This window comes from Hymenobacter sp. DG01 (assembly GCF_006352025.1).
Taxonomy (GTDB): domain Bacteria; phylum Bacteroidota; class Bacteroidia; order Cytophagales; family Hymenobacteraceae; genus Hymenobacter.
Window position 1 is genome coordinate 73,655 of the sequence record NZ_CP040936.1, and the last position, 18,604, is coordinate 92,258.

Consider the following 18,604-nt stretch of genomic DNA (forward strand, 5'->3'; position numbering starts at 1 on the left):
CTTTTCTACAAAAAGCCCCGACTGCCAACTGGTAGCCGGGGCTTTTTTTATAGGCTGGAATTCTCGTGCTTAGAGCTAAATATATCTCCTTGACTATTCAACAAGCTCTATTATAAAGCATGAAATTTCAGACCCTAAGTCTGCTGCTGAGCGGACTGTTGCTAGTGGGCTGCCAGTCGGCTCGGGTTCCGGCACTGTTGCCTGCAGTTCAGGAGTACGGCCAGAGCTTAAACCATCAGCTAATTTCCCCTGCTAGTCAAGCTACCGAGCCGCCCCAACTGCTGGCTGACGCTTCTGCTGCTACTCCATCTCAAGAGAGAAGCCGACGTCTACCCCCTGCTGTCCAGATAAAGCTGGCTAAGCCAGTTAATATACCTTCCAAGCAAATAATTACTGCACCCGATACGGCGGTAACGCCTACCGTAGCTCAGGCCTCAAAACCCGATCCGGAGACTACTACTGTCAATCTAATTGGAGGGGCAATTAGCTTGAGCGCAATAATCGGGGCTCTGGTGGCATTCAATGCGGAGTTCTCTTCCGGCTGGACAAATATCGGTTTGCTCCTGATTTCCATAGCTTTGTTTCCAGTGGGTATAGCCTTGCTGCTTTATCAAGGGGAAAACGGCCGATTGCGGCTACGTCGGCAAGCCCGAAGGAAGGAGCGGCGAACAGCTAAAGTTGGCGTCGGTAGTGAGCCAAAAGAAGAAGCTCTCGTGAGCAAAAAGTCACGTCTGATCAGAATAGGCTCCGTTCTATTTCTTGCAGGTGCCTTAGTAACAGCTGCCGCATATTTGTTAGGAGGATATGCAATACTCTTTTTTGGACTTCCGGGTATTATTTTAGCCATATCAGGGCTGGTTGCTATAGTAGCAGCCTTGTAGTACGCTGTGCCCTACATCGGGTCCACGTCGGCGGCGATGCGCACCTGTTTGAACTCCTTCTGGTCGCGCACGAGGTTGATAGCCTCCAGGATATCGGCTTTGGCGGCGCGGAGCACGGTATGCTCGCGACTCAGCTTGACGGTAATTTCCTGCAAGTAGAAGTTGCGGATGCGGAAGATGTAGGGCGCTTCGGGGCCCAGCACGGCCTCGCGGCCCAGGCGGTCCACTAGTTCCTGGGTAAGCAGAATGGCGGCCCGTTCGCCCACCACGGCGTCCATGTGCTTCACGGTTAGCCGGATAATGCGCATGAACGGGGGGTAGCCATGCTCGCGTCGCTGCAGAATCTCGTACTCGTAAAACTCCAGGTAGTCGTTGCGGATTACCTTGTCAAAAATCACTTGTTGCGGGTCGCCGGTCTGGATAATAACGCGGCCCTTCTTGCCCTTGCGGCCCGCCCGCCCACTTACCTGTACGAACATCTGGAAGGCCCGCTCGTGGGCCCGGAAATCGGGGTAGTGAATAATGGAGTCGGCATTGATGATGCCTACCAGGCTCACGTTGGCAAAGTCGAGGCCCTTGGTTACCATCTGAGTGCCCACCAGCACGTTGGTATTCTGCTTCTCGAAGTCGGAAATAATCTGCTGGTAGGCGTTCTTAGCCCGGGTAGTATCCAGGTCCATGCGCTGCACGTTGGCTTCGGGCAGCATCACCTTCAGGTCGTCTTCCAGCTTTTCGGTGCCGAAACCCACTGTTTTTACGTTGCGCGAGCCGCAGGCCGGGCACTGCGCGTACATGCGCTCATGGTAGCCACAGTAGTGGCAGCGCAGCTCGTGGCTGTGCTTGTGGTAGCTTAAGCTCACGGCGCAGCTCTTGCACTTCGGAATCCAGCCGCAGTCGAGGCAGTTGATGAAAGGCGCGTAGCCCCGGCGGTTCTGGAACAGAATGACCTGCTCCTTAGCCGCCAGCTTGCCTTCCATGGCCTGCATCAGCTCCGGCGTGAAGTGGTTGTGCATGGTTTTCTGCTCCCGGCTTTTGCGGGTGTCCACCAGCTCTACTTCGGGCAGGCCTGCCTCGCCAAACCGCTTCGTCAAGGAAACCAGGCCGTAGCGGCCCGTGCGCGTCTGGTAGTAGGTTTCTACGGCGGGGGTAGCCGAGCCCAACAGAGTTTTGGCCCCCTGGAAGTTGGCCATCATCAGGGCTACTTCCCGGGCGTTGTAGCGGGGGCTGGGGTCGTACTGCTTGTAGCTCGATTCGTGCTCCTCGTCTACAATAGTCAGGGCGAGGTTATCGAAGGGCAGGAACACGGAGGAGCGCACCCCAATCACCACTTGAAACCGCCCCGACAGCACCCCGTTCCACACTTCTACCCGCTCGTTGTCGGAGAACTTGGAGTGGTACACACCCAGCCGCGAGCCGAATACGCGCATCAGGCGGGTTACAATCTGGGCGGTCAGGGCAATTTCGGGTAGCAGGTACAGCACCTGCCCGCCGCCATCCAGGGCCTGCTTAATCAGGTCGATGTAGATTTCGGTTTTGCCCGCGCCCGTTACGCCGTGCAGCAGCACAATATCCTTCTCCTGAAACTGCCGCATGATGTCATTGCGGGCTTCCTGCTGGGCCTCACTCAGGGTGAAGTGCATCTTGGCCTCGGCGTCGTCCTCATCCAGCGGAAAGCGCGACACAATCACATCGAACTGCTCCAGCACCCCATTTTTGATGAGCGTGTTCACGGCCGAAGGCGAGAGGTGCGGCGCGCTGGTCAGGGCCGCCTTTTCCATGCCTTTGTGGTTGGCGTACTCGTTCTGATACACCGGCACGCGCTGCAGATAGCGCATCAGCACATCCAGCTGCTTGCTTTTGCTGGCCAGTTGGGCGAACAGCTGCTCCAGCGCCGCCTCGGCTACCAAGTGGTGAGCCAGCCGCACCTTCTTCACCACCTTGGGCGAATACTTATCCTGCAAATGCTCGAACAGAAACACCACGTCCTTCTGCATTAGGGACTTGATGTACTTATGAAATGAGGCAATACCTAGCAGGTCGCCTACCTCCGTAAACGTCAGGGACTTGCCTTCCTCGCCGGTGCTCAGGGCATCTACAATCTTCTGTTCCTGCTCACTGAGGGGGTAGGGGTTGGTTTCGGGCTCGAAGGCGGGGTGTAGCTGTACGCGGCTTTCGGAGCTGAGCTTGAGGGCCGAGGGAAGGGCCGCATTGATGACTTCGCCTAAAGTGCAGAGGTAGTAATCGGCCATCCAGCGGAAAAGCTTCAGCTGGGGCTGGGTTACTACCGGGGCATCATCAATGAACTCCAGAATGTACTTGGCCTGATACTCCTTGGGCGGGTTTTCGTGCACGGCGGCCACGATGCAGCTCAGCGTTTTCTTGGCCCCAAACTGCACAATCACCCGGCCGCCCACTACTACCTGGTCGTTCAGCTCGAACGGAACGCGGTAGGTGTACAGCTTGGGCAGCGGCAGCGGCAGAATCACGTCGGCGAACAGCGTGAGGCGGTCGGCGGCGGGTTCCGGCTGGGGCTGGACAAAGTCAAACGTGAGGCTCAAGGGAAAATCAGACTGGAAGCGGAAGGTAAAGATAACACAGCCGGGGCCGGAACCGGTAGCCGCGGGCGCATCAAAGCTGAGCTAAGGCCTCGGCTACGGAGTGCACCGGCTGCCGGCAGGTCCGGTTAAAGCAGACATAGATAGTGGTCTGCGCGTTCCGGGCGGTTCGGCCTTGCAGCAGGGGTAGGGAGCTAGCGCCCACACTACCAGCTATAACCGCGTTGGGTAAATAATGTCGGCTAAGCTCCTGGCGAAATTGTTCGGCCTGGGGCCCCACAATGGCAATTTCCGCCGAGGGCCGCAGTAGCGCCGTGTACAGCAGGGCCCAGTTTGCGAGGCTTTGTGGTTCCTGTACTACCAGCGCCTGTACCTGCCGGATCATGGCAGCGGCTAGTTCCTGGTACCGGCTGTTTTCCAGGTGCAGGCCCAGCCGATGCAGGTTGTGCGCCATCACGGAGTTGGAAGCCGGAATGACATTGTCGAACAGCTCCTTTTTGCGGGCAATGAGCGCCTCTCCGTTATCAGCCGTGAAAAAGAACAGCTGCTCCTGCTGGTCGAGGAAATGGGCTAGCACGTGCTCGGTCAGCTGCTCGGCTTCCCGTAGCCACTCCTCTGCGAAGGTAACCTCATACAGGCTGATGTGGGCCTGAATCAAGAGGGCATAGTCCTCCAGAAAAGCCGGGATGGTAGCGCGCCCGTTTTTGTAGTTGCGCTGGAGTCCTGTAGCTGTCTGAAGCTTCTCACGCAGGAAACGGGCGTTCCGCAAGGCCAGCTCCAGAAACTGTGGCTCGGAGAAGGCCCGGTAGGCATCCGTCAGACCCTGCAGGAGCAGCGCGTTCCAGCCGGTCAGGATTTTGTCGTCGAGGGCCGGGCGGGTACGGGCGTCGCGGGCGGTTAGCAGCTTCTGCTGCCATTTTTTAACCATCGTTTGCAGCTCGGCCGGGGATAGGCCATGCTGTTGGGCAAACTCCGCATCCGGGCTGGTGCGGTGCAGAATGTTCAGGCCATGCTCCCAGTTGCCTACCGGTAAGCAAGAGTAGTAGGCCGAGGCCAGCGGCTCTTCGTCGCCCAACGCAGCCTGCAGCTCCTCCTGAGTCCAGACGTAAAATCTGCCTTCCACGCCTTCCGTGTCCGCGTCCAGAGAAGAGTAAAAGCCTCCCTCTGGGCTCAGCATCTCACGCTCTAGAAAGGCCACAGTATTATACACCACCTGTTGGTAAAGCGGGTCATTGGTTTCCTGAAACGCTTCCGCATACAAAGTCAACAGTTGCCCGTTGTCGTAAAGCATCTTCTCGAAGTGCGGAACCAGCCAGGCTTCATCCACCGAGTAACGAGCGAAGCCACCTCCTATCTGGTCATAAATGCCGCCGTGGGCCATCTGGCGCAAGGTCAGGTTAAGTTGGTTCAGGAGGGTAGGGCTGCCGCTGAGGGCGTGAGTATGCAGCAGAAAACGCCAGATGCTGGGCATCGGAAACTTCGGCGCCCGATTTAATCCTCCCTTCTCCCGGTCAAATTTCGAGGCCAGGTTGTACACCAGCAGCTTGAATTCTTCGTCCGACAAGCCATCAGCAGCCTCAGCCGGACGGTACTTATCCAGCTCACCGCGCCGAAGCACCTGCACAAACTGCTCGGCGGAGGCCTGTAGCTCGCTTCGGTACTCGCCGGCGTACCCGCGCCCGATGCTGGCTAGCAGCTGCAGCCAGTTTTGGGGCGGGAAATACGTGCCCCCATAGAAGGGCTTGGCCTCAGGGGTTAGAAAGACGTTCAGGGGCCAGCCACCCTGTATTCCCATGGCGTGCAAAGCATCCATATACACCTGGTCCACGTCGGGGCGCTCCTCCCGGTCCACTTTAATGCACACGAAATGGGCATTCATCACGGCCGCGACCTGCGGGTTCTCAAACGACTCGCGCTCCATCACGTGGCACCAGTGGCAGGCGGCGTACCCTATGCTCACCAATATGGGCTTGTTCTCAGCTTGGGCCCGTTGCAGGGCCTCAGCTCCCCACGGGTACCAGTCCACGGGATTGTGCGCGTGCTGCAACAGGTAGGGGCTCGATTCCTGGGCCAGACGGTTAGGGGGGAGGTTCATACGCAGTGAGGGGGTAGGAACTAAGAAATGCAACGCTAGGACGATGCCAGTACCAAAAGAAAACCCGGCCACTGACGGCCGGGTTTTTTATTAAGTGGTTTCGGGCGAGGAAGCGTCGGGTGCCGGTTTGCGGCGGGGCGCCCGCGCCCGTGGCTTGGCTGGCTCCGGGGCAACAGGCGAAGCTTCCGGCGTTGCGGCGGGGGTAGGCTCAGGGGCCGTTGGTTTTGTTGCCGGCCGTCGAGGGGCGCGTTTGCGCACGGCCGTTGGCGGCTCACTCGCAGTGGTAGCAGGTGCTTCCGCAGGGCTTACCTCAGGTGCCGCCTTCGGTGCCGCTGCTTGCCGCTTGTTGCGGGGCTTCGGGGCGGGTTTCTGAACGGGAGCCGCTGCATCCGTAGCGGCTGATATATCAGTGGGCAGGGTAGGAGCGGGCGTCACGGGTGCGGCTTCGGGCTCTGCCACCTGTGAGGTAGTTTCAGCGGTTGGCGCTGCCTTACGGCTTCTCGGCGGCCGGGCAGCTTGGGCAGGCGCCGGCTTGCGGGAGCGGGTAGCACGCGTAGCAGCGGGCAAAGCAGCTTCCAGAGCCGCTGCGTCAGGAACATCTGCATCGGCTGGACCGGTAGGAGCTGGTGGCTCGGGTGCGGGAGCTGCTGCCTCGGGTTGGGGTTGTGCCGTTATGGCTGGCTCTGCGACAGTGGGCTCCGGCACTAAGGGTGTAGCAAGGATCTGGTTAGCTTCGGGGCGGGCCTTTTCTGAGATAGAGTCGTCCGATTCCAGGTCTTCTGCAGCATACAATGGCCGCCGGCCATTACGGCCACCCGAGCGAGCTGGAGCGTCCTCCCGGGGTTCCCGGCGCCGGTTTCGGCTACGTCGGGCGAGCTTTTCCGGTGCAGTTTCAGTAGGTTCAGCAGAATCTGCAGGGGTAGCAGCTGGAGCTTCCTCCGTTTCTACCGTTTCCGGTTCGGAAGCTGGCAGCTGGCCTCGGCGCAGCTCGGCCTCAGTAATATAAAGCACCTCTGAGGTTGGCTCCAGGCTTATCGTTTCCTGCGGCTCTTCCAGGGGCGCCAAAGTAGCAGCAGTCACCTGAGCGGCCTCAGCTTCAGCAGCCAAACGGGCGTGCTTGCGCTTGGTACGCTTGGCTCCGCCTCTCGAGCGGCGTTTTTTCTTTTTCACCGGCTCTTCACCCTCAAAGAGTTCTGAGCCTGCTACGGCGTCAGTTGGCAAACTGGCTTCCTCTTCTTCATCCGTAGCCCCTGCCAGATAAGCGTGCTCATACGCCGAATCAGGCGTAATTTCCTCCTCTTCGGGTTCTTCTACCACCTCTTCTTCGGATTCAATCAGTACACCCGCTCCCCGCCCAACAAGCGCAGCTGCTGCCCCAGCTTCTTCCTCGCCGAGGTCACCAATATCAATGCGTTCTTCGTCATCGAAGTCCTCCTCGGGCTCCGGCTCTGCGGGGGCAGGAGGAAGGGGTAGGGCGGCCAATTCCCGCTCTACGTGCAGCGTCTCCATCCGGACATCAGCTTGGCCGCTGAGCCGGCGCAGCCGCTCCAGCGTACCCTCCAGGAACTGTCGGTGTTCCGGGGCCGCCGCGTAGAGCGGCCGGTGTCCCAAGGCTTGCCGAATGGTTTCCCATTCCTTTTTGAACCGACCAAAAGCGGCATCAAAATACGTCCGGGTGAAACGCTCCCAGATATAGTTCTCGGCTACTTCCGATGGGTGCAGCATATCGGAGCTATAAAACCGATAGTCGCGCAAATCGTCCAGTAGAAGCTCGTATGCCGGGAAATAGGTGACATCAGGCAGTAAGTCACTCAGGTAATGACATGCCACCCGCAGCATCGACTTGCTGACCGAGTTGAGAACCAACGTATCCTTGACGTGCCGAACCGGGCTAACCGTCAGAATAAATCGCAGCCTGGGATTAATTCGCCGCAGATAGGCATGGGTTTCTGCCACGGCTGCGATAATCTCATCGGCGGTCAGCAGCTCCTTGTTAAACTTTTCGGCCGGTAGCTTGTGGCAGTTGCTGATAATTTCGTCGGTTTCGCGTAACCGGTAAGCGTAGGCGCTACCCAGCGTCAGCACTACTGCGTCGGCCGTAGCTAGAAATACGCCCGTCTCCCGCGTCAGGGTCTGGATATGCTGCAGTAGCTCCACCGGATTGTCGGCTCCTACTTCAGCGTGTAGGTCGTGACTCTGCCAGCGGCCCCGGGCCTCTACCAAGTGCTGCTGCCAGTCGGTGTCCTCTCCGGCGGCGGCCCGCAACAGTTTGCAGGCTGAAATAGGATTGAACACGGTACCAAAAGGGTTCACCATGGTCGCAACCTTAAAGTCGCGCAGTCGGGATCCAATGGAGTCAGAAAAGCAGGAGCCTAGCGTCAGTACCCGCGCCGAGAGGGGCAGTTGTTGCGGGTGGGGCGTAAGCGGTAGTTCAGTACGAAACATTTCTATTAATACGGCCTTTGGCGGGCCAACGGACAGGCAACCTACTCAACATCCCGCGTTCAGCCAAAAAGCAGCAGGTGCTACTCTTGGCTTCGCGTGCTGAGCAGTAGCCTAAAAAAGCAGGTTCCTAGACTTAGGGCGCCGAAGTTAGCGCAGGGAAGGAAATCGAAGCAGGCGCCAGAAGATATATTCGTCTTCGGCCGTTACCGGGTTACGCGTCGCACCGTCCTCCTGAATAAGCCTGTTGCCTTTTCGCTTTTGATGCTGATGAGAGAGGTAAAACTCTAAGCTGCCGCCGAAAACCCGATGGCACTTAGGTATATCTCGGTATGAAATGTCCTGTATAGCGGCACCATTTGCGAATGAAGTGCTATATGCCACTATAAAAAACGCCCAACCACTGTAAAAGTAGTTGGGCGTTTCCAGTTGTTTTACCGAGTGTGCCTTATTCGGCAACTACGTTGAAGTTCAGCTTGTGCTTTACTTCGCGGTGCAGGTCAACGGTAGCAGTGTAAGAACCTACTACGCTGGGCTCCGAGTCGAACGACACGCGCTTGCGGTCCACCTCGATGCCTTTGGCTTTCAGGGCATCCGTCAGCTGCAGCGTGGTTACGCGGCCGAAGATTTTGCCGCTCTCGCCCACCTTAGCCGGAATATCCAGTACCACGTCACCGATTTTGTCAGCTACCGCTTGCGCGTCAGCTTTCACTTTCTCGGCTTTGTGAGCAGCCTGACGTACGTTCTCAGCTACGATTTTCTTGTTGGATTTGTCGGCCAGAACAGCCAGACCCTGCGGGAGCAGGTAGTTACGGCCGTAGCCGGGCTTTACAGTAACAATGTCGTTCTTGTAGCCCAGGCCTTTAACGTCGTCTTTCAGAATTACTTCCATGTCAGTACTACGGTTGGCGGGTTACTTCAGCGAATCAGTTACGTAGGGCATCAGCGCCAGGTGGCGGGCTTTAGCTACGGCTTGCGCTACTTTGCGCTGAAACTTCAGGCTGGTGCCTGTGATGCGACGGGGCAGGATGCGGCCCTGCTCGTTCACGAACTTCAGCAGGAAGTTCGGGTCTTTGTAGTCTACGTACTTGATGCCGTTCTTCTGAAAGCGGCAGTATTTCTTGCGCGTATCCTGCTTGTGGATTTTTTCGTTGGCGAGGCTCATTTTCTTAACTACTGGGCTACGGCTTCCGACTGTTTAGCTTTCTGCTGGTTCATCTCGCCTTTGCGACGACGCTCGGCGTACACTACAGCGTGCTTGTCCAGAACCGTGGTGAGGAAACGGATGATGCGCTCGTCGCGGCGGAAAGCCAGCTCCAGCGTGTCCACGATGTTTCCTTCGCCGGTGAACTCCACGAGGAAGTAATAACCGGTGTTCTTTTTCTGAATTGGGTACGCCAGCTTTTTGAGGCCCCAAGCTTCAGTGTTGATGATGTCGGCGCCATTTTCCTTAAGCACCTGCGAGAACTTCTCGACCGTCTCTTGCACCTGACCCTCGTTCAGTACGGGAGTCAAAATGAAGACCGTCTCGTAATTTCTTACTGCCATTACGACGGGGTGAAAATTGTGTGAAAAACTAAATGAGGGGCAAAGATAACAGGATTTGTTGCAAGTACCATTGCGTGGCTATACTTTACTTAAATAAACCACTGAAACTGATAATTAGCACTATGTGGGTGAAACTTTCTGGCTTGCAATGAGTTGAAAAATCGGGTGAAGCTGCTTTGCTATAGTGAGTATAGGTCCTGGGTTTAGCAAACCATCCTTCATCCTGTTCAGGTAGAGGCGGGCAGCAATTTTAGAATGATTCTAAGCTAGCTGGGCCAGCCGAAAATTAGCCAAAGCGGGTTTGTTCTCTGGGTTTCCCGACCTACATTTGTGGCCTTGAAGCACCCCCGCGTTTCTTTTTTCCAGTCAAATTGTGCTATGAATAGCATCCGACTTCGTCCCCTTTCCCGCCTTTTTCTCGCTCTTTTCCTGACCGTTGCTACCATTGGTGAATCTTTGGCGCAAGCGGTTGGATCGGCTCCGGCCGTGAGCAAGGAAGGTGTGGCCCCCGGCGCTACGGCTGCCGCAACTCCCGCCACGGCGGCCGCTCCCGCTGCCGGCGGTGGCGACGCTGCTGCTATTGCAGCCGGCGATGCTCTCTTCAAAGGTAACTGTGCCCAGTGCCACGCCGTGAACGAGGTGGTGGTAGGCCCGGCCCTCGCTGGTATCTCCAAACGCCGGCCTATGTCCTGGATCATTCCTTGGGTAAAGAACTCAAGCAAAATGGTTGCCAGCGGCGACGAGTACTCGGTGAAAATATTCAACCAGTACTCCAAGCAGCAGATGCCCAGCTTCCAGCTGTCTGATCAGGAAATCACTTCTATCGTTGCGTGGGTAACCTCGCAGGAAGGTAAGGCTACTGGCCCTAATGACAATGCCAATGGTACCGGCATCAAGCCCGGTGAGCAAGGCCCTGCTGGTGGCGCTGATACCGCTGAGGCTGGCGCCGGTAAGTACATGAACGTATTGCTGATTGTGCTGGTAGTAGTACTGATTGTACTGGTAGTAACCCTGGTTATTATCGCCAACATCATGAAAGATGTGCTCCGTGGCCGCAAGGACCTGGATGGTCGCGACCGGGAGATACTGGAGCAGCGTTTCGACTTCTCGAAGATTTACAAGTCAACTGCAGTTCGTGCCATTGTAGGGGTTGTATTCGTGCTGGCTGTGCTGTACGAATCTATCCAGGGTGCCATGGGGGTAGGCCTGCAGCAGGGCTACCAGCCCACGCAGCCGATTGCCTTCTCTCACAAGCTGCACGCTGGTGAGCACCAGATTAACTGCGCCTACTGCCACACCTCGGTATATAAGAGCAAGTCGGCCAACATTCCTTCGGCCAACATCTGCATGAACTGCCATTCGCAGATCAAAACGGAGTCGCCGGAAATCAAGAAGATCTACCGTGCCATTGAGCGGAAGCAGCCCATTCAGTGGGTTCGTATCCACAACCTGCCTGATCTGGCTTACTTCAACCACTCGCAGCACACGCAGGTTGGCGGCATTGAGTGCCAAACCTGCCACGGTCCTATCCAGAACATGGACGTAGTATATCAGTACTCGCCCCTGACTATGGGCTGGTGCATTAACTGCCACCGCGAAACTCCGCTGAATACCAAAGGCAATGGCTATTACGACAACCTCGTGAAACTGCACGACAAGTCGAATGGAGCCGTTCCGTTCACGGTTTCTTCGAACGGCGGTACTGAGTGCTCGAAGTGCCACTACTAGTATTACCCAGGGCTTAAGTCCCATCAGGCTTGGAATAACTGACCGGGCCTGATGGGGTTTAAGCCCTCATTTTCCTCTAAAAAAAGCTTGCTTAGAGACTGTCCCGCCCAACAAGTGACGTCCCTAAGTCTCTAAGACCCTAAGTTCCAAAAACACGATGCAAGAGTCGCCTAAGTACTGGAAGGGAGTTGAGGAACTGGAGAACTCGCCGGAGTTTGTGAAGAATGCACTCACTGAGTTTGCTGACTTCTTGCCGGTGAAGGACTCCAATGGCGGCGCCGATGCTACCATTGCGCCGCGCCGAGACTTCCTCAAACTGATGGGCTTCGGTATTGCCGCTGCCACCCTCGCTAGCTGCGAAGCCCCCGTCCGGAAGGCTATTCCCTACCTCAACAAACCTGAAGAGGTTGATCCGGGTATTGCCAACTTCTACGCTTCTACTTTTTTCAACGGCCAAGACTATAACAGCCTCTTGGTGAAAACCCGTGAGGGTCGTCCGATTAAGTTCGAAGGAAACCCCGAGTCTCCGGTTACCCGAGGTGGTCTGTCGGCTCGGGCTCAAGCCGTGGTGCTCAGCCTCTACGATGGCGGCCGTCTGCAGCACTTCGCCAAGAAGGGTGCTAAGATCGACAAAGACCAGCTGGACCAGGAAGTGCGCAATGCACTGGCCGGTGCGGGTCGCATTGCCATTGTTTCGCCTACTATCATCAGCCCTTCCACAAAGAAGGTTATTGCTGAATTTGCTGGTCGTTTTGCTGGTACTGAGCACGTCATGTATGACGTGAACTCTGCATCGGGTCTGCTGCGTGCCAATGGTGGTGTACTACCAGCCTATGACTTCAGCAAGGCAGATGTAATTGTGAGCTTCGGTGCTGACTTCCTGGGAACCTGGTTGTCGCCAGTGGAGTACGCTCGCCAGTATATTACTAATCGGAAGGTTTCGAAGGAGAAGCAGACGATGTCTCGTCACTTCCAGTTCGAAAGCAACATGAGCCTGACTGGCTCTAATTCCGATGTGCGGGTACCACTGAAACCCTCAGAAATGGGAGAGGCGGTACTGGCTGTTTACAATGCCGTAGTTGGCGGTGGCAGCGCCTCCTCATATAGCAACAAACAGCTGCAGACAGCAGCTGCTGAGCTGAAGCGCGCCGGTGCCCGGGGTCTGGTGGTATCGGGGTCAAATGATCCGGCCGTACAGACGCTGGTCACCGCTATCAACCAAGCACTCGGCTCGGCCGCAGTTGATGTAGCTAACCCGTCCTACATCCGTCAAGGCGACGATGCCCGGATGAGCCGTTTGCTGCGTGACATCAATAGTGGTCAGGTAGGCGCCGTGATTTTCTATCACGCCAACCCGGTATTCGACCACCCCATGGGCGCTGACTTAGCAGCGGCTCTGAAGGCAGGTAAAGTACGTACGACGATTTCGTTGAACGACCGTCTGGATGAAACCGGTGAACTGTGCACCTATGCTGCTCCTGACCATCACTTCCTGGAGTCGTGGAACGATTACGAACCGAAGCGCGGCTTCCTGAGCTTAGCTCAACCTGTAATTACGCCCTTGTTCGCAACGCGTCAGGCTCAGGATTCTCTCCTGACCTGGGCCGGTAACCCTACCACCTACTATAACTACCTCCGCAACCAGTGGAAAGGTGTATTGGGCGGCGACTTCAACAAAGCCTGGGATAAAGCCGTCCATGACGGAGTTGCTACCGGCACAGCTACTGCGGCCCCTGCCGCACAAGTGGCTCCCGCACTTGACGTGACTGGTGCCATTAGTGCTATCAAGTCGGCTCCCAAGCCTTCAGGTATTGAACTGGCCGTCTATGAAAAAGTAGGTATTGGTAATGGCTCTAACCTGTTTGCTAACAACCCTTGGCTGCAGGAGCTTCCGGATCCGGTAACTAAAGCTACCTGGGGTAACTATGTAACTGTACCGCGTGCTTACGCTGCCGCCCAGAAATGGGAGCAGGGGGATGTAGTAACGGTAACGGCAAACGGTAAGTCCATTCAACTGCCCGTTTTGATCCAGCCGGGTCAGGCTGCAGGTACAATTGGTATTGCCCTGGGCTACGGTCGCACCAACGCTGGTAAAGTAGGCAACGACCTTGGCAAAAACGTGCTGCCGTTGTTAGGCATGCGCAATGATGCTATCAACTACGTTGCTTCGGTTACCCTGGCTGCTACCGGTACTCAGGAGCCAATTGCCCAGACGCAGACTCACCACACCATCATGGACCGCAAGCAAGTGGTTCAGGAGGCTACGCTTAAGCAATACATCGAGAATCCGAAAGAGGTAACGGAATACGAGAAGATTTCGACTCCCGATGGCCTGGAGAAACCAAACAAAGTTTCTCTGTGGCAGGATTACGAGTACAAGAATCACCACTGGGGTATGGCCATCGACCTCAACTCATGCATTGGCTGCGGCTCTTGCGTGATTGGGTGTCAGGCTGAAAACAACGTAGCTGTAGTTGGTAAGCAGGAAGTAATCAACCGTCGTGAAATGCACTGGATGCGTATCGACCGGTATTACAGCTCTAACCACCACAAAACGGAGTTCGAGACAGAAGGCAAGCTGGATACATACGCTGCAATGGAGGACCCCTCGGAGAATCCGCAGGTTATTTTCCAACCCATGCTATGCCAGCACTGCAACCACGCTCCTTGCGAAACAGTGTGCCCCGTACTGGCAACTACCCACAGTTCGGAAGGTCTCAACCAGATGACCTATAACCGTTGCGTAGGTACACGCTATTGCGCGAACAACTGCCCGTACAAGGTTCGTCGTTTCAACTGGTTCTCGTACTACTCGAACGAGAAGTTTGAAACCGTAAACGGCCATATGTTCACTGATCTTGGTCGTATGGTGCTGAACCCGGATGTAACGGTTCGGGCCCGCGGGGTAATGGAGAAGTGCTCGTTCTGCGTGCAGCGTATCCAACTCGGCAAGCTGGAGGCTAAGAAGCAGAAGCGTCGCCCGCAAGATGGGGAAGTTGTTTCTGCCTGTGCTCAGTCTTGCCCCACCCAAGCCATCGTGTTTGGTGATATGCGCGACCCCAATTCCCGCATCTCGCAAATCCTGCGTCGCGAAGATGGTGAACGTGCTTTCCACGTGCTCGACTCCATCAACGTGCAGCCGAATGTCACGTACCTGACGAAAATCCGGAACACGGAGTCGTCAGAGTTTAATGCCTAGAAATTGAGCCACGGGGGAGGGTAGGAGCGCCCACTGCACTGCTACCCTCCCCATCTACTCCTTTAAGTCCAAAAACTATGCAGCACGTATCGCCTGTACGGGAGCCGCTCGTTACCGGGGGGAAAACGTACCACGACGTCACCCAGGACGTGTCGCGCCAGGTAGAAGCCGCCCCCAATATCCGGTGGATGGCAGCTCTGAGCGTTGCCCTTGTCCTCCTCGGTGTATTTTTCTACTCCGTGTATCGCACCCTATGGTACGGTATCGGTGAGTGGGGTCTGAACAAAACTGTCGGTTGGGCCTGGGACATCACCAACTTCGTGTGGTGGGTAGGTATCGGTCACGCCGGTACCCTTATTTCAGCAGTTCTGCTGCTGTTCCGCCAGAAGTGGCGGACCTCCATCAACCGCGCTGCGGAGGCAATGACCATCTTCGCCGTAATCTGCGCAGCTATGTTCCCTGTGCTGCATATGGGTCGTCCATGGCTGGCATATTGGGTATTCCCGCTACAGAACACTTTCGGTTCTTTGTGGGTGAACTTTAACTCTCCCCTGCTGTGGGACGTGTTTGCCATTTCCACCTACTTCTCGGTGTCGCTGGTGTTCTGGTACACGGGCCTGGTTCCTGACTTCGCTACCATCCGTGACCGTGCTAAAGGTCCTATCGCCAAAGTAGCTTACTCGCTGCTGAGCTTTGGCTGGAAAGGTTCAGCTAAACACTGGTCGCGCTACGAAACGGTTTCCCTGATTCTGGCTGGTGTTTCTACCCCGTTGGTACTCTCGGTACACACCATCGTATCGATGGACTTTGCCACCTCTGTAGTTCCTGGCTGGCACACCACGATCTTCCCGCCCTACTTCGTAGCTGGTGCTATCTTCTCGGGCTTCGCGATGGTACTGACGCTGATGCTGATTACCCGCGTAGTATTCAAACTGGAAGACTACATCACGATTGAACACATCGCCCTCATGAATAAGATCATGATGGTAACAGGTTCTATTGTAGGGGTAGCTTACATCACAGAGTTCTTCATTGCTTGGTATTCGCAGGTAGAATTCGAGCAGTACGCTTTCATCAACCGGGCCACCGGTCCTTACTGGTGGGCATACTGGTCTATGATGACCTGCAACGTAATCACTCCGCAGCTGGTGTGGATTCGTCGCGTACGCTACAGCATTCCGCTTACTTTCGTGCTGTCCATTATCGTGAACATCGGTATGTGGTTCGAGCGCTTCGTGATTATCGTGACCTCCTTGCACCGTGACTACCTGCCGTCGAGCTGGGTGATGTTCTCTCCCTCTATCATCGATATTGGCATCTACGTTGGTACAATTGGTCTATTCTTCACCTTGTTCCTGCTCTTCGCCAAATTCTTCCCGGTGATTAACATGGCCGAAGTGAAATCCGTCCTGAAATACACGGTGGACAATGGTCCAACCTACACGGGTCACGATCCGCACCACCATACTCCCCAGCCTGCTACCACCCACGGAGTTCCAGCCTCGGCCTCTGTAAACTACGATAAGCATGACTAAGCGCTTCGCCCTCGGCATCTTCGACGACGAAGACGTGCTGCTGCACGCCGTTGAAAACGTCCGCGAGGCGGGCGTTAAGATCTACGAAGTTTTCACGCCATTCCCAATTCACGGGATGGATGATGCTCTCGGTATCGAACGTTCCCGTCTTCCCATTGCCGCTTTCTTCTTCGGCCTGACGGGGTTGAGCTTTGCGCTCTGGATGCAGATTTATATGCTGGGTTTTGACTGGCCGATGATTATTGGCGGTAAACCCCACATAGCCTTGCCGTCCTTCATTCCGGTTTCGTTTGAGCTAACGGTGTTGTTCTGCTGCCACGGTATGGTAATTACCTTCTATACCATCAGCAAACTCTACCCCCGTTGGAAAACACCGGTACTGGACGTACGCTCTACCGATGACAAATTTGTGGTAGCCATTGAGGTGAATGAAAACACCGATATGACGAAGCTGACTCAGCTGCTGCGTGATAACGGAGCTTCGGAGGTGAACCAAAAAGAAATGTCTAAGTTCTAATGACGCATTCGCTGAAAGTAACTCTGCAAGCGTCGGCGGTTCTGCTGGCATCGGTGTTCACCACCGCCTGCAACCGCGCCGATGACCCTGGCTTGGAGTACGCTCCCGAGATGTACTATCCAATCCCTTATGAGCCGCTAAAGCAGCTGAGCTCTAATAAGGTGAACCCCATGGGCCTGAATATGCGTGCTCCCGCTATCGGGACTGTGCCCCGTGGTAAAGCCAATTACTACACCCATATTGCCAAGGATGACATAGCCACGGCTGAGGCAACCCTTCGCAATCCTTACGCTTACACCAAAGACGCTCTGGAAGAAGGCAAAACGCTATACGTGCGTAACTGCCAGCACTGCCACGGAGAGTCAGGGGCCGGTGATGGTCCCGTAGGTGCTAAGTTCAAAGGTGTGCCTAACTATTCAGTAGGCAATTACAAAACCATGAATGACGGGCACATCTACCACGTCATTCAATGGGGTAAAGGCCGCATGATGCCACACGGCTCTCAGGTAAACCCACAGGAGCGTTGGAAGATTGCCATGTATGTGCGTATGCTTCAGCAGGGTAAAGGCCCTGATGGGATGACGGACTTTCTCAAAGCTAATGGGGTAGCGAATGCCGCAGTAGCTGACTCGTCGCAGACCACAGACCAGCAAAACCAATCACCGGTACAGGAAGCTCAAGCTGATAAGGCTTCACAAACTCCTGGTCAGGGTGATAAAGCACGTAACGGCACGGCTCTTTAATCTTCTCCTATGGCAACTCTGACGCATCACGAAAGCGTTACGGCTGAATACCTGGAGGTTTCGCCGAATGCTCGTAAGAAATTTATCATGATCATCGTGGCGGGCGTTGTTGTCCTGGCTGTCGGCTTGCTGCTGGCTGCTCTGGGTATCGGCGCGGAACACCACGAAGGAGCCGCCGCTGCTCATGAGGCTACCAGCCATGGTGCTGGCCCTGCCGCTGGGCACCACGGCAGCCCAGCTTGGCTGAAACGCCTGATCGTGAGTCTGTGGCACAACAACGTCTTTTTTACGGGCGTCTCGGCTATCGGAACGGTATTCATGGCCATTCAATATGTAGCCTATGCTGGCTGGTCGGTACTGATCAAGCGCATCAACGAGGCGTTGAGTGCTTGGCTTATTCCCGGCCTGATCCTGATGATCGGCATATTCGCCATTAGCCTGATCAACCACGACATCTTCCACTGGACGATGCCGGGAATTATGGATGAAGGCAGCGAGAACTATGACCACATCATTGCTGGTAAAGCAGGTTTCCTAAACCTACCTTTCTACCTTATCCGAATGGTGTTGTTCTTGGGTCTTTGGGCATTCTTCACGAAGCGTCTGCGCGACTTGTCGCTAGCTGAGGATCTGAATGGTGGCACTGAGTACTTCCATAAGAGCATCAATGTTTCGGCTCTATTCCTGGTGATTTACGCTGTTTCCTCGCCTATTGCTGCCTGGGACTGGGTAATGTCAGTTGATACCCACTGGTTCTCTACCATGTTCGGCTGGTATGTATTCGCCTCTTGGTGGGTATCGGGTATTGCCGCAGTAACGCTCTGCACGATTCTGCTTAAGCAAGCTGGTTACCTGCGCTGGGTAAAAGAAGGGCACCTGCATGACTTGGGCAAATTCATGTTCGGCTTCAGCATCTTCTGGACTTACGTGTGGTTCTCTCAGTTCATGCTGATTTGGTACGCTAACCTGCCTGAAGAATCTGTGTACTTCAACCAGCGCTTGGGTGGCTTCGATGGCCGCTACACTTGGATGTTCTATGGTAACCTGGTTATCAACTTTGTGTTCCCCTTCTTGGTGCTAATGACCCGCGACGCTAAGCGTCAGATGATCATGCTCAAGATCGTGAGCATCGCCATCCTAATTGGCCACTGGTCAGACTTCTATCTCATGCTGATGCCTGGAACGATGAAGGCTGAAAACGGGTTTATTATTGAGATAGGCACGGCACTGATTTTCCTGGGGGCTTTCCTGTTGCTAATGACCAAGCGCCTCTCGCAGGCTTCACTGGTGCCGGTTCACCATCCTTTCTTGGATGAAAGCGTTCACCACACCACCTGATTTCAGACGCTGAGTTGGGAGAG

At 55.5% G+C, this 18,604-nt stretch carries 13 protein-coding genes; 7 read left to right on the forward strand and 6 right to left on the reverse strand.

Annotated features, from left to right (window positions below; all coding sequences use genetic code 11):
- Positions 1 to 119 precede the first annotated feature (119 nt).
- A complete protein-coding gene (locus FGZ14_RS00280; protein WP_139920054.1) occupies positions 120 to 881 on the forward strand; it encodes a hypothetical protein in 762 nt (253 codons plus the stop codon).
- An 11-nt stretch (positions 882 to 892) separates the two neighbouring features.
- Here FGZ14_RS00280 and priA read toward each other — a convergent pair whose 3' ends face one another.
- The 6 genes from priA to rpsF all read right to left on the reverse strand — a co-directional run bounded on the left by priA (position 893) and on the right by rpsF (position 9,521).
- Positions 893 to 3,439, reverse strand: a complete 2,547-nt coding sequence (gene priA, locus FGZ14_RS00285; RefSeq protein WP_139920057.1) for a primosomal protein N' — start codon at positions 3,437 to 3,439, stop codon at positions 893 to 895.
- A 70-nt stretch (positions 3,440 to 3,509) separates the two neighbouring features.
- Positions 3,510 to 5,531: a thioredoxin domain-containing protein gene (locus FGZ14_RS00290; protein WP_139920059.1), complete on the reverse strand. Its 2,022-nt coding sequence runs from the start codon at positions 5,529 to 5,531 to the stop codon at positions 3,510 to 3,512.
- 90 nt (positions 5,532 to 5,621) lie between these two features.
- Positions 5,622 to 7,976, reverse strand: coding sequence for a GSCFA domain-containing protein (locus FGZ14_RS00295; protein ID WP_139920061.1), 2,355 nt, complete (start codon positions 7,974 to 7,976; stop codon positions 5,622 to 5,624).
- A gap of 445 nt (positions 7,977 to 8,421) precedes the next feature.
- Positions 8,422 to 8,865, reverse strand: coding sequence for a 50S ribosomal protein L9 (gene rplI / locus FGZ14_RS00300; RefSeq protein WP_139920063.1), 444 nt, complete (start codon positions 8,863 to 8,865; stop codon positions 8,422 to 8,424).
- Between the two features lie 21 nt (positions 8,866 to 8,886).
- Positions 8,887 to 9,138, reverse strand: coding sequence for a 30S ribosomal protein S18 (gene rpsR, locus FGZ14_RS00305; RefSeq protein WP_044002832.1), 252 nt, complete (start codon positions 9,136 to 9,138; stop codon positions 8,887 to 8,889).
- An 8-nt stretch (positions 9,139 to 9,146) separates the two neighbouring features.
- Positions 9,147 to 9,521 (reverse strand): 30S ribosomal protein S6, encoded by a 375-nt coding sequence (gene rpsF / locus FGZ14_RS00310; protein ID WP_139920065.1) that lies wholly within the window; start codon positions 9,519 to 9,521, stop codon positions 9,147 to 9,149.
- A 378-nt stretch (positions 9,522 to 9,899) separates the two neighbouring features.
- Here rpsF and FGZ14_RS00315 point away from each other — a divergent pair, with 378 nt between their 5' ends.
- The 6 genes from FGZ14_RS00315 (at position 9,900) to FGZ14_RS00340 (ending at position 18,581) form a co-directional block, all read left to right on the forward strand.
- Positions 9,900 to 11,249: a cytochrome c3 family protein gene (locus FGZ14_RS00315; protein WP_139920067.1), complete on the forward strand. Its 1,350-nt coding sequence runs from the start codon at positions 9,900 to 9,902 to the stop codon at positions 11,247 to 11,249.
- Between the two features lie 157 nt (positions 11,250 to 11,406).
- Complete coding sequence (locus FGZ14_RS00320) at positions 11,407 to 14,448, forward strand: TAT-variant-translocated molybdopterin oxidoreductase (protein WP_139920069.1); 3,042 nt, start codon at positions 11,407 to 11,409, stop codon at positions 14,446 to 14,448.
- 77 nt (positions 14,449 to 14,525) lie between these two features.
- A complete protein-coding gene (gene nrfD, locus FGZ14_RS00325) occupies positions 14,526 to 15,983 on the forward strand; it encodes an NrfD/PsrC family molybdoenzyme membrane anchor subunit (protein ID WP_257883299.1) in 1,458 nt (485 codons plus the stop codon).
- A complete protein-coding gene (locus tag FGZ14_RS00330) occupies positions 15,976 to 16,500 on the forward strand; it encodes a DUF3341 domain-containing protein (protein WP_110977108.1) in 525 nt (174 codons plus the stop codon). The genes nrfD and FGZ14_RS00330 overlap by 8 nt, the downstream gene beginning before the upstream one ends.
- Positions 16,500 to 17,243: a cytochrome c gene (locus tag FGZ14_RS00335; RefSeq protein WP_139920071.1), complete on the forward strand. Its 744-nt coding sequence runs from the start codon at positions 16,500 to 16,502 to the stop codon at positions 17,241 to 17,243. Before FGZ14_RS00330 ends, FGZ14_RS00335 begins: the two co-directional genes overlap by 1 nt.
- 9 nt (positions 17,244 to 17,252) lie before the next feature.
- The gene (locus tag FGZ14_RS00340) at positions 17,253 to 18,581 is read left to right on the forward strand and encodes a quinol:cytochrome C oxidoreductase (RefSeq protein WP_257883300.1); all 1,329 of its coding nucleotides are present in this window, start codon (positions 17,253 to 17,255) and stop codon (positions 18,579 to 18,581) included.
- Positions 18,582 to 18,604: the final 23 nt, after the last annotated feature.

What these genes read in the sequence shown, in the direction of transcription:
- FGZ14_RS00290 (WP_139920059.1), bottom strand. Translation starts at nt 5,531, where the DNA reads ATGAACCTCCCCCCTAACCGTCTGGCCCAGGAATCGAGCCCCTACCTG.
- nrfD (WP_257883299.1), top strand. Translation starts at nt 14,526, where the DNA reads ATGCAGCACGTATCGCCTGTACGGGAGCCGCTCGTTACCGGGGGGAAA.
- FGZ14_RS00335 (WP_139920071.1), top strand. Translation starts at nt 16,500, where the DNA reads ATGACGCATTCGCTGAAAGTAACTCTGCAAGCGTCGGCGGTTCTGCTG.
- rpsF (WP_139920065.1), bottom strand. Translation starts at nt 9,521, where the DNA reads ATGGCAGTAAGAAATTACGAGACGGTCTTCATTTTGACTCCCGTACTG.
- FGZ14_RS00320 (WP_139920069.1), top strand. Translation starts at nt 11,407, where the DNA reads ATGCAAGAGTCGCCTAAGTACTGGAAGGGAGTTGAGGAACTGGAGAAC.
- rpsR (WP_044002832.1), bottom strand. Translation starts at nt 9,138, where the DNA reads ATGAGCCTCGCCAACGAAAAAATCCACAAGCAGGATACGCGCAAGAAA.
- rplI (WP_139920063.1), bottom strand. Translation starts at nt 8,865, where the DNA reads ATGGAAGTAATTCTGAAAGACGACGTTAAAGGCCTGGGCTACAAGAAC.
- FGZ14_RS00315 (WP_139920067.1), top strand. Translation starts at nt 9,900, where the DNA reads ATGAATAGCATCCGACTTCGTCCCCTTTCCCGCCTTTTTCTCGCTCTT.
- FGZ14_RS00280 (WP_139920054.1), top strand. Translation starts at nt 120, where the DNA reads ATGAAATTTCAGACCCTAAGTCTGCTGCTGAGCGGACTGTTGCTAGTG.
- FGZ14_RS00295 (WP_139920061.1), bottom strand. Translation starts at nt 7,976, where the DNA reads ATGTTTCGTACTGAACTACCGCTTACGCCCCACCCGCAACAACTGCCC.
- FGZ14_RS00330 (WP_110977108.1), top strand. Translation starts at nt 15,976, where the DNA reads ATGACTAAGCGCTTCGCCCTCGGCATCTTCGACGACGAAGACGTGCTG.
- FGZ14_RS00340 (WP_257883300.1), top strand. Translation starts at nt 17,253, where the DNA reads ATGGCAACTCTGACGCATCACGAAAGCGTTACGGCTGAATACCTGGAG.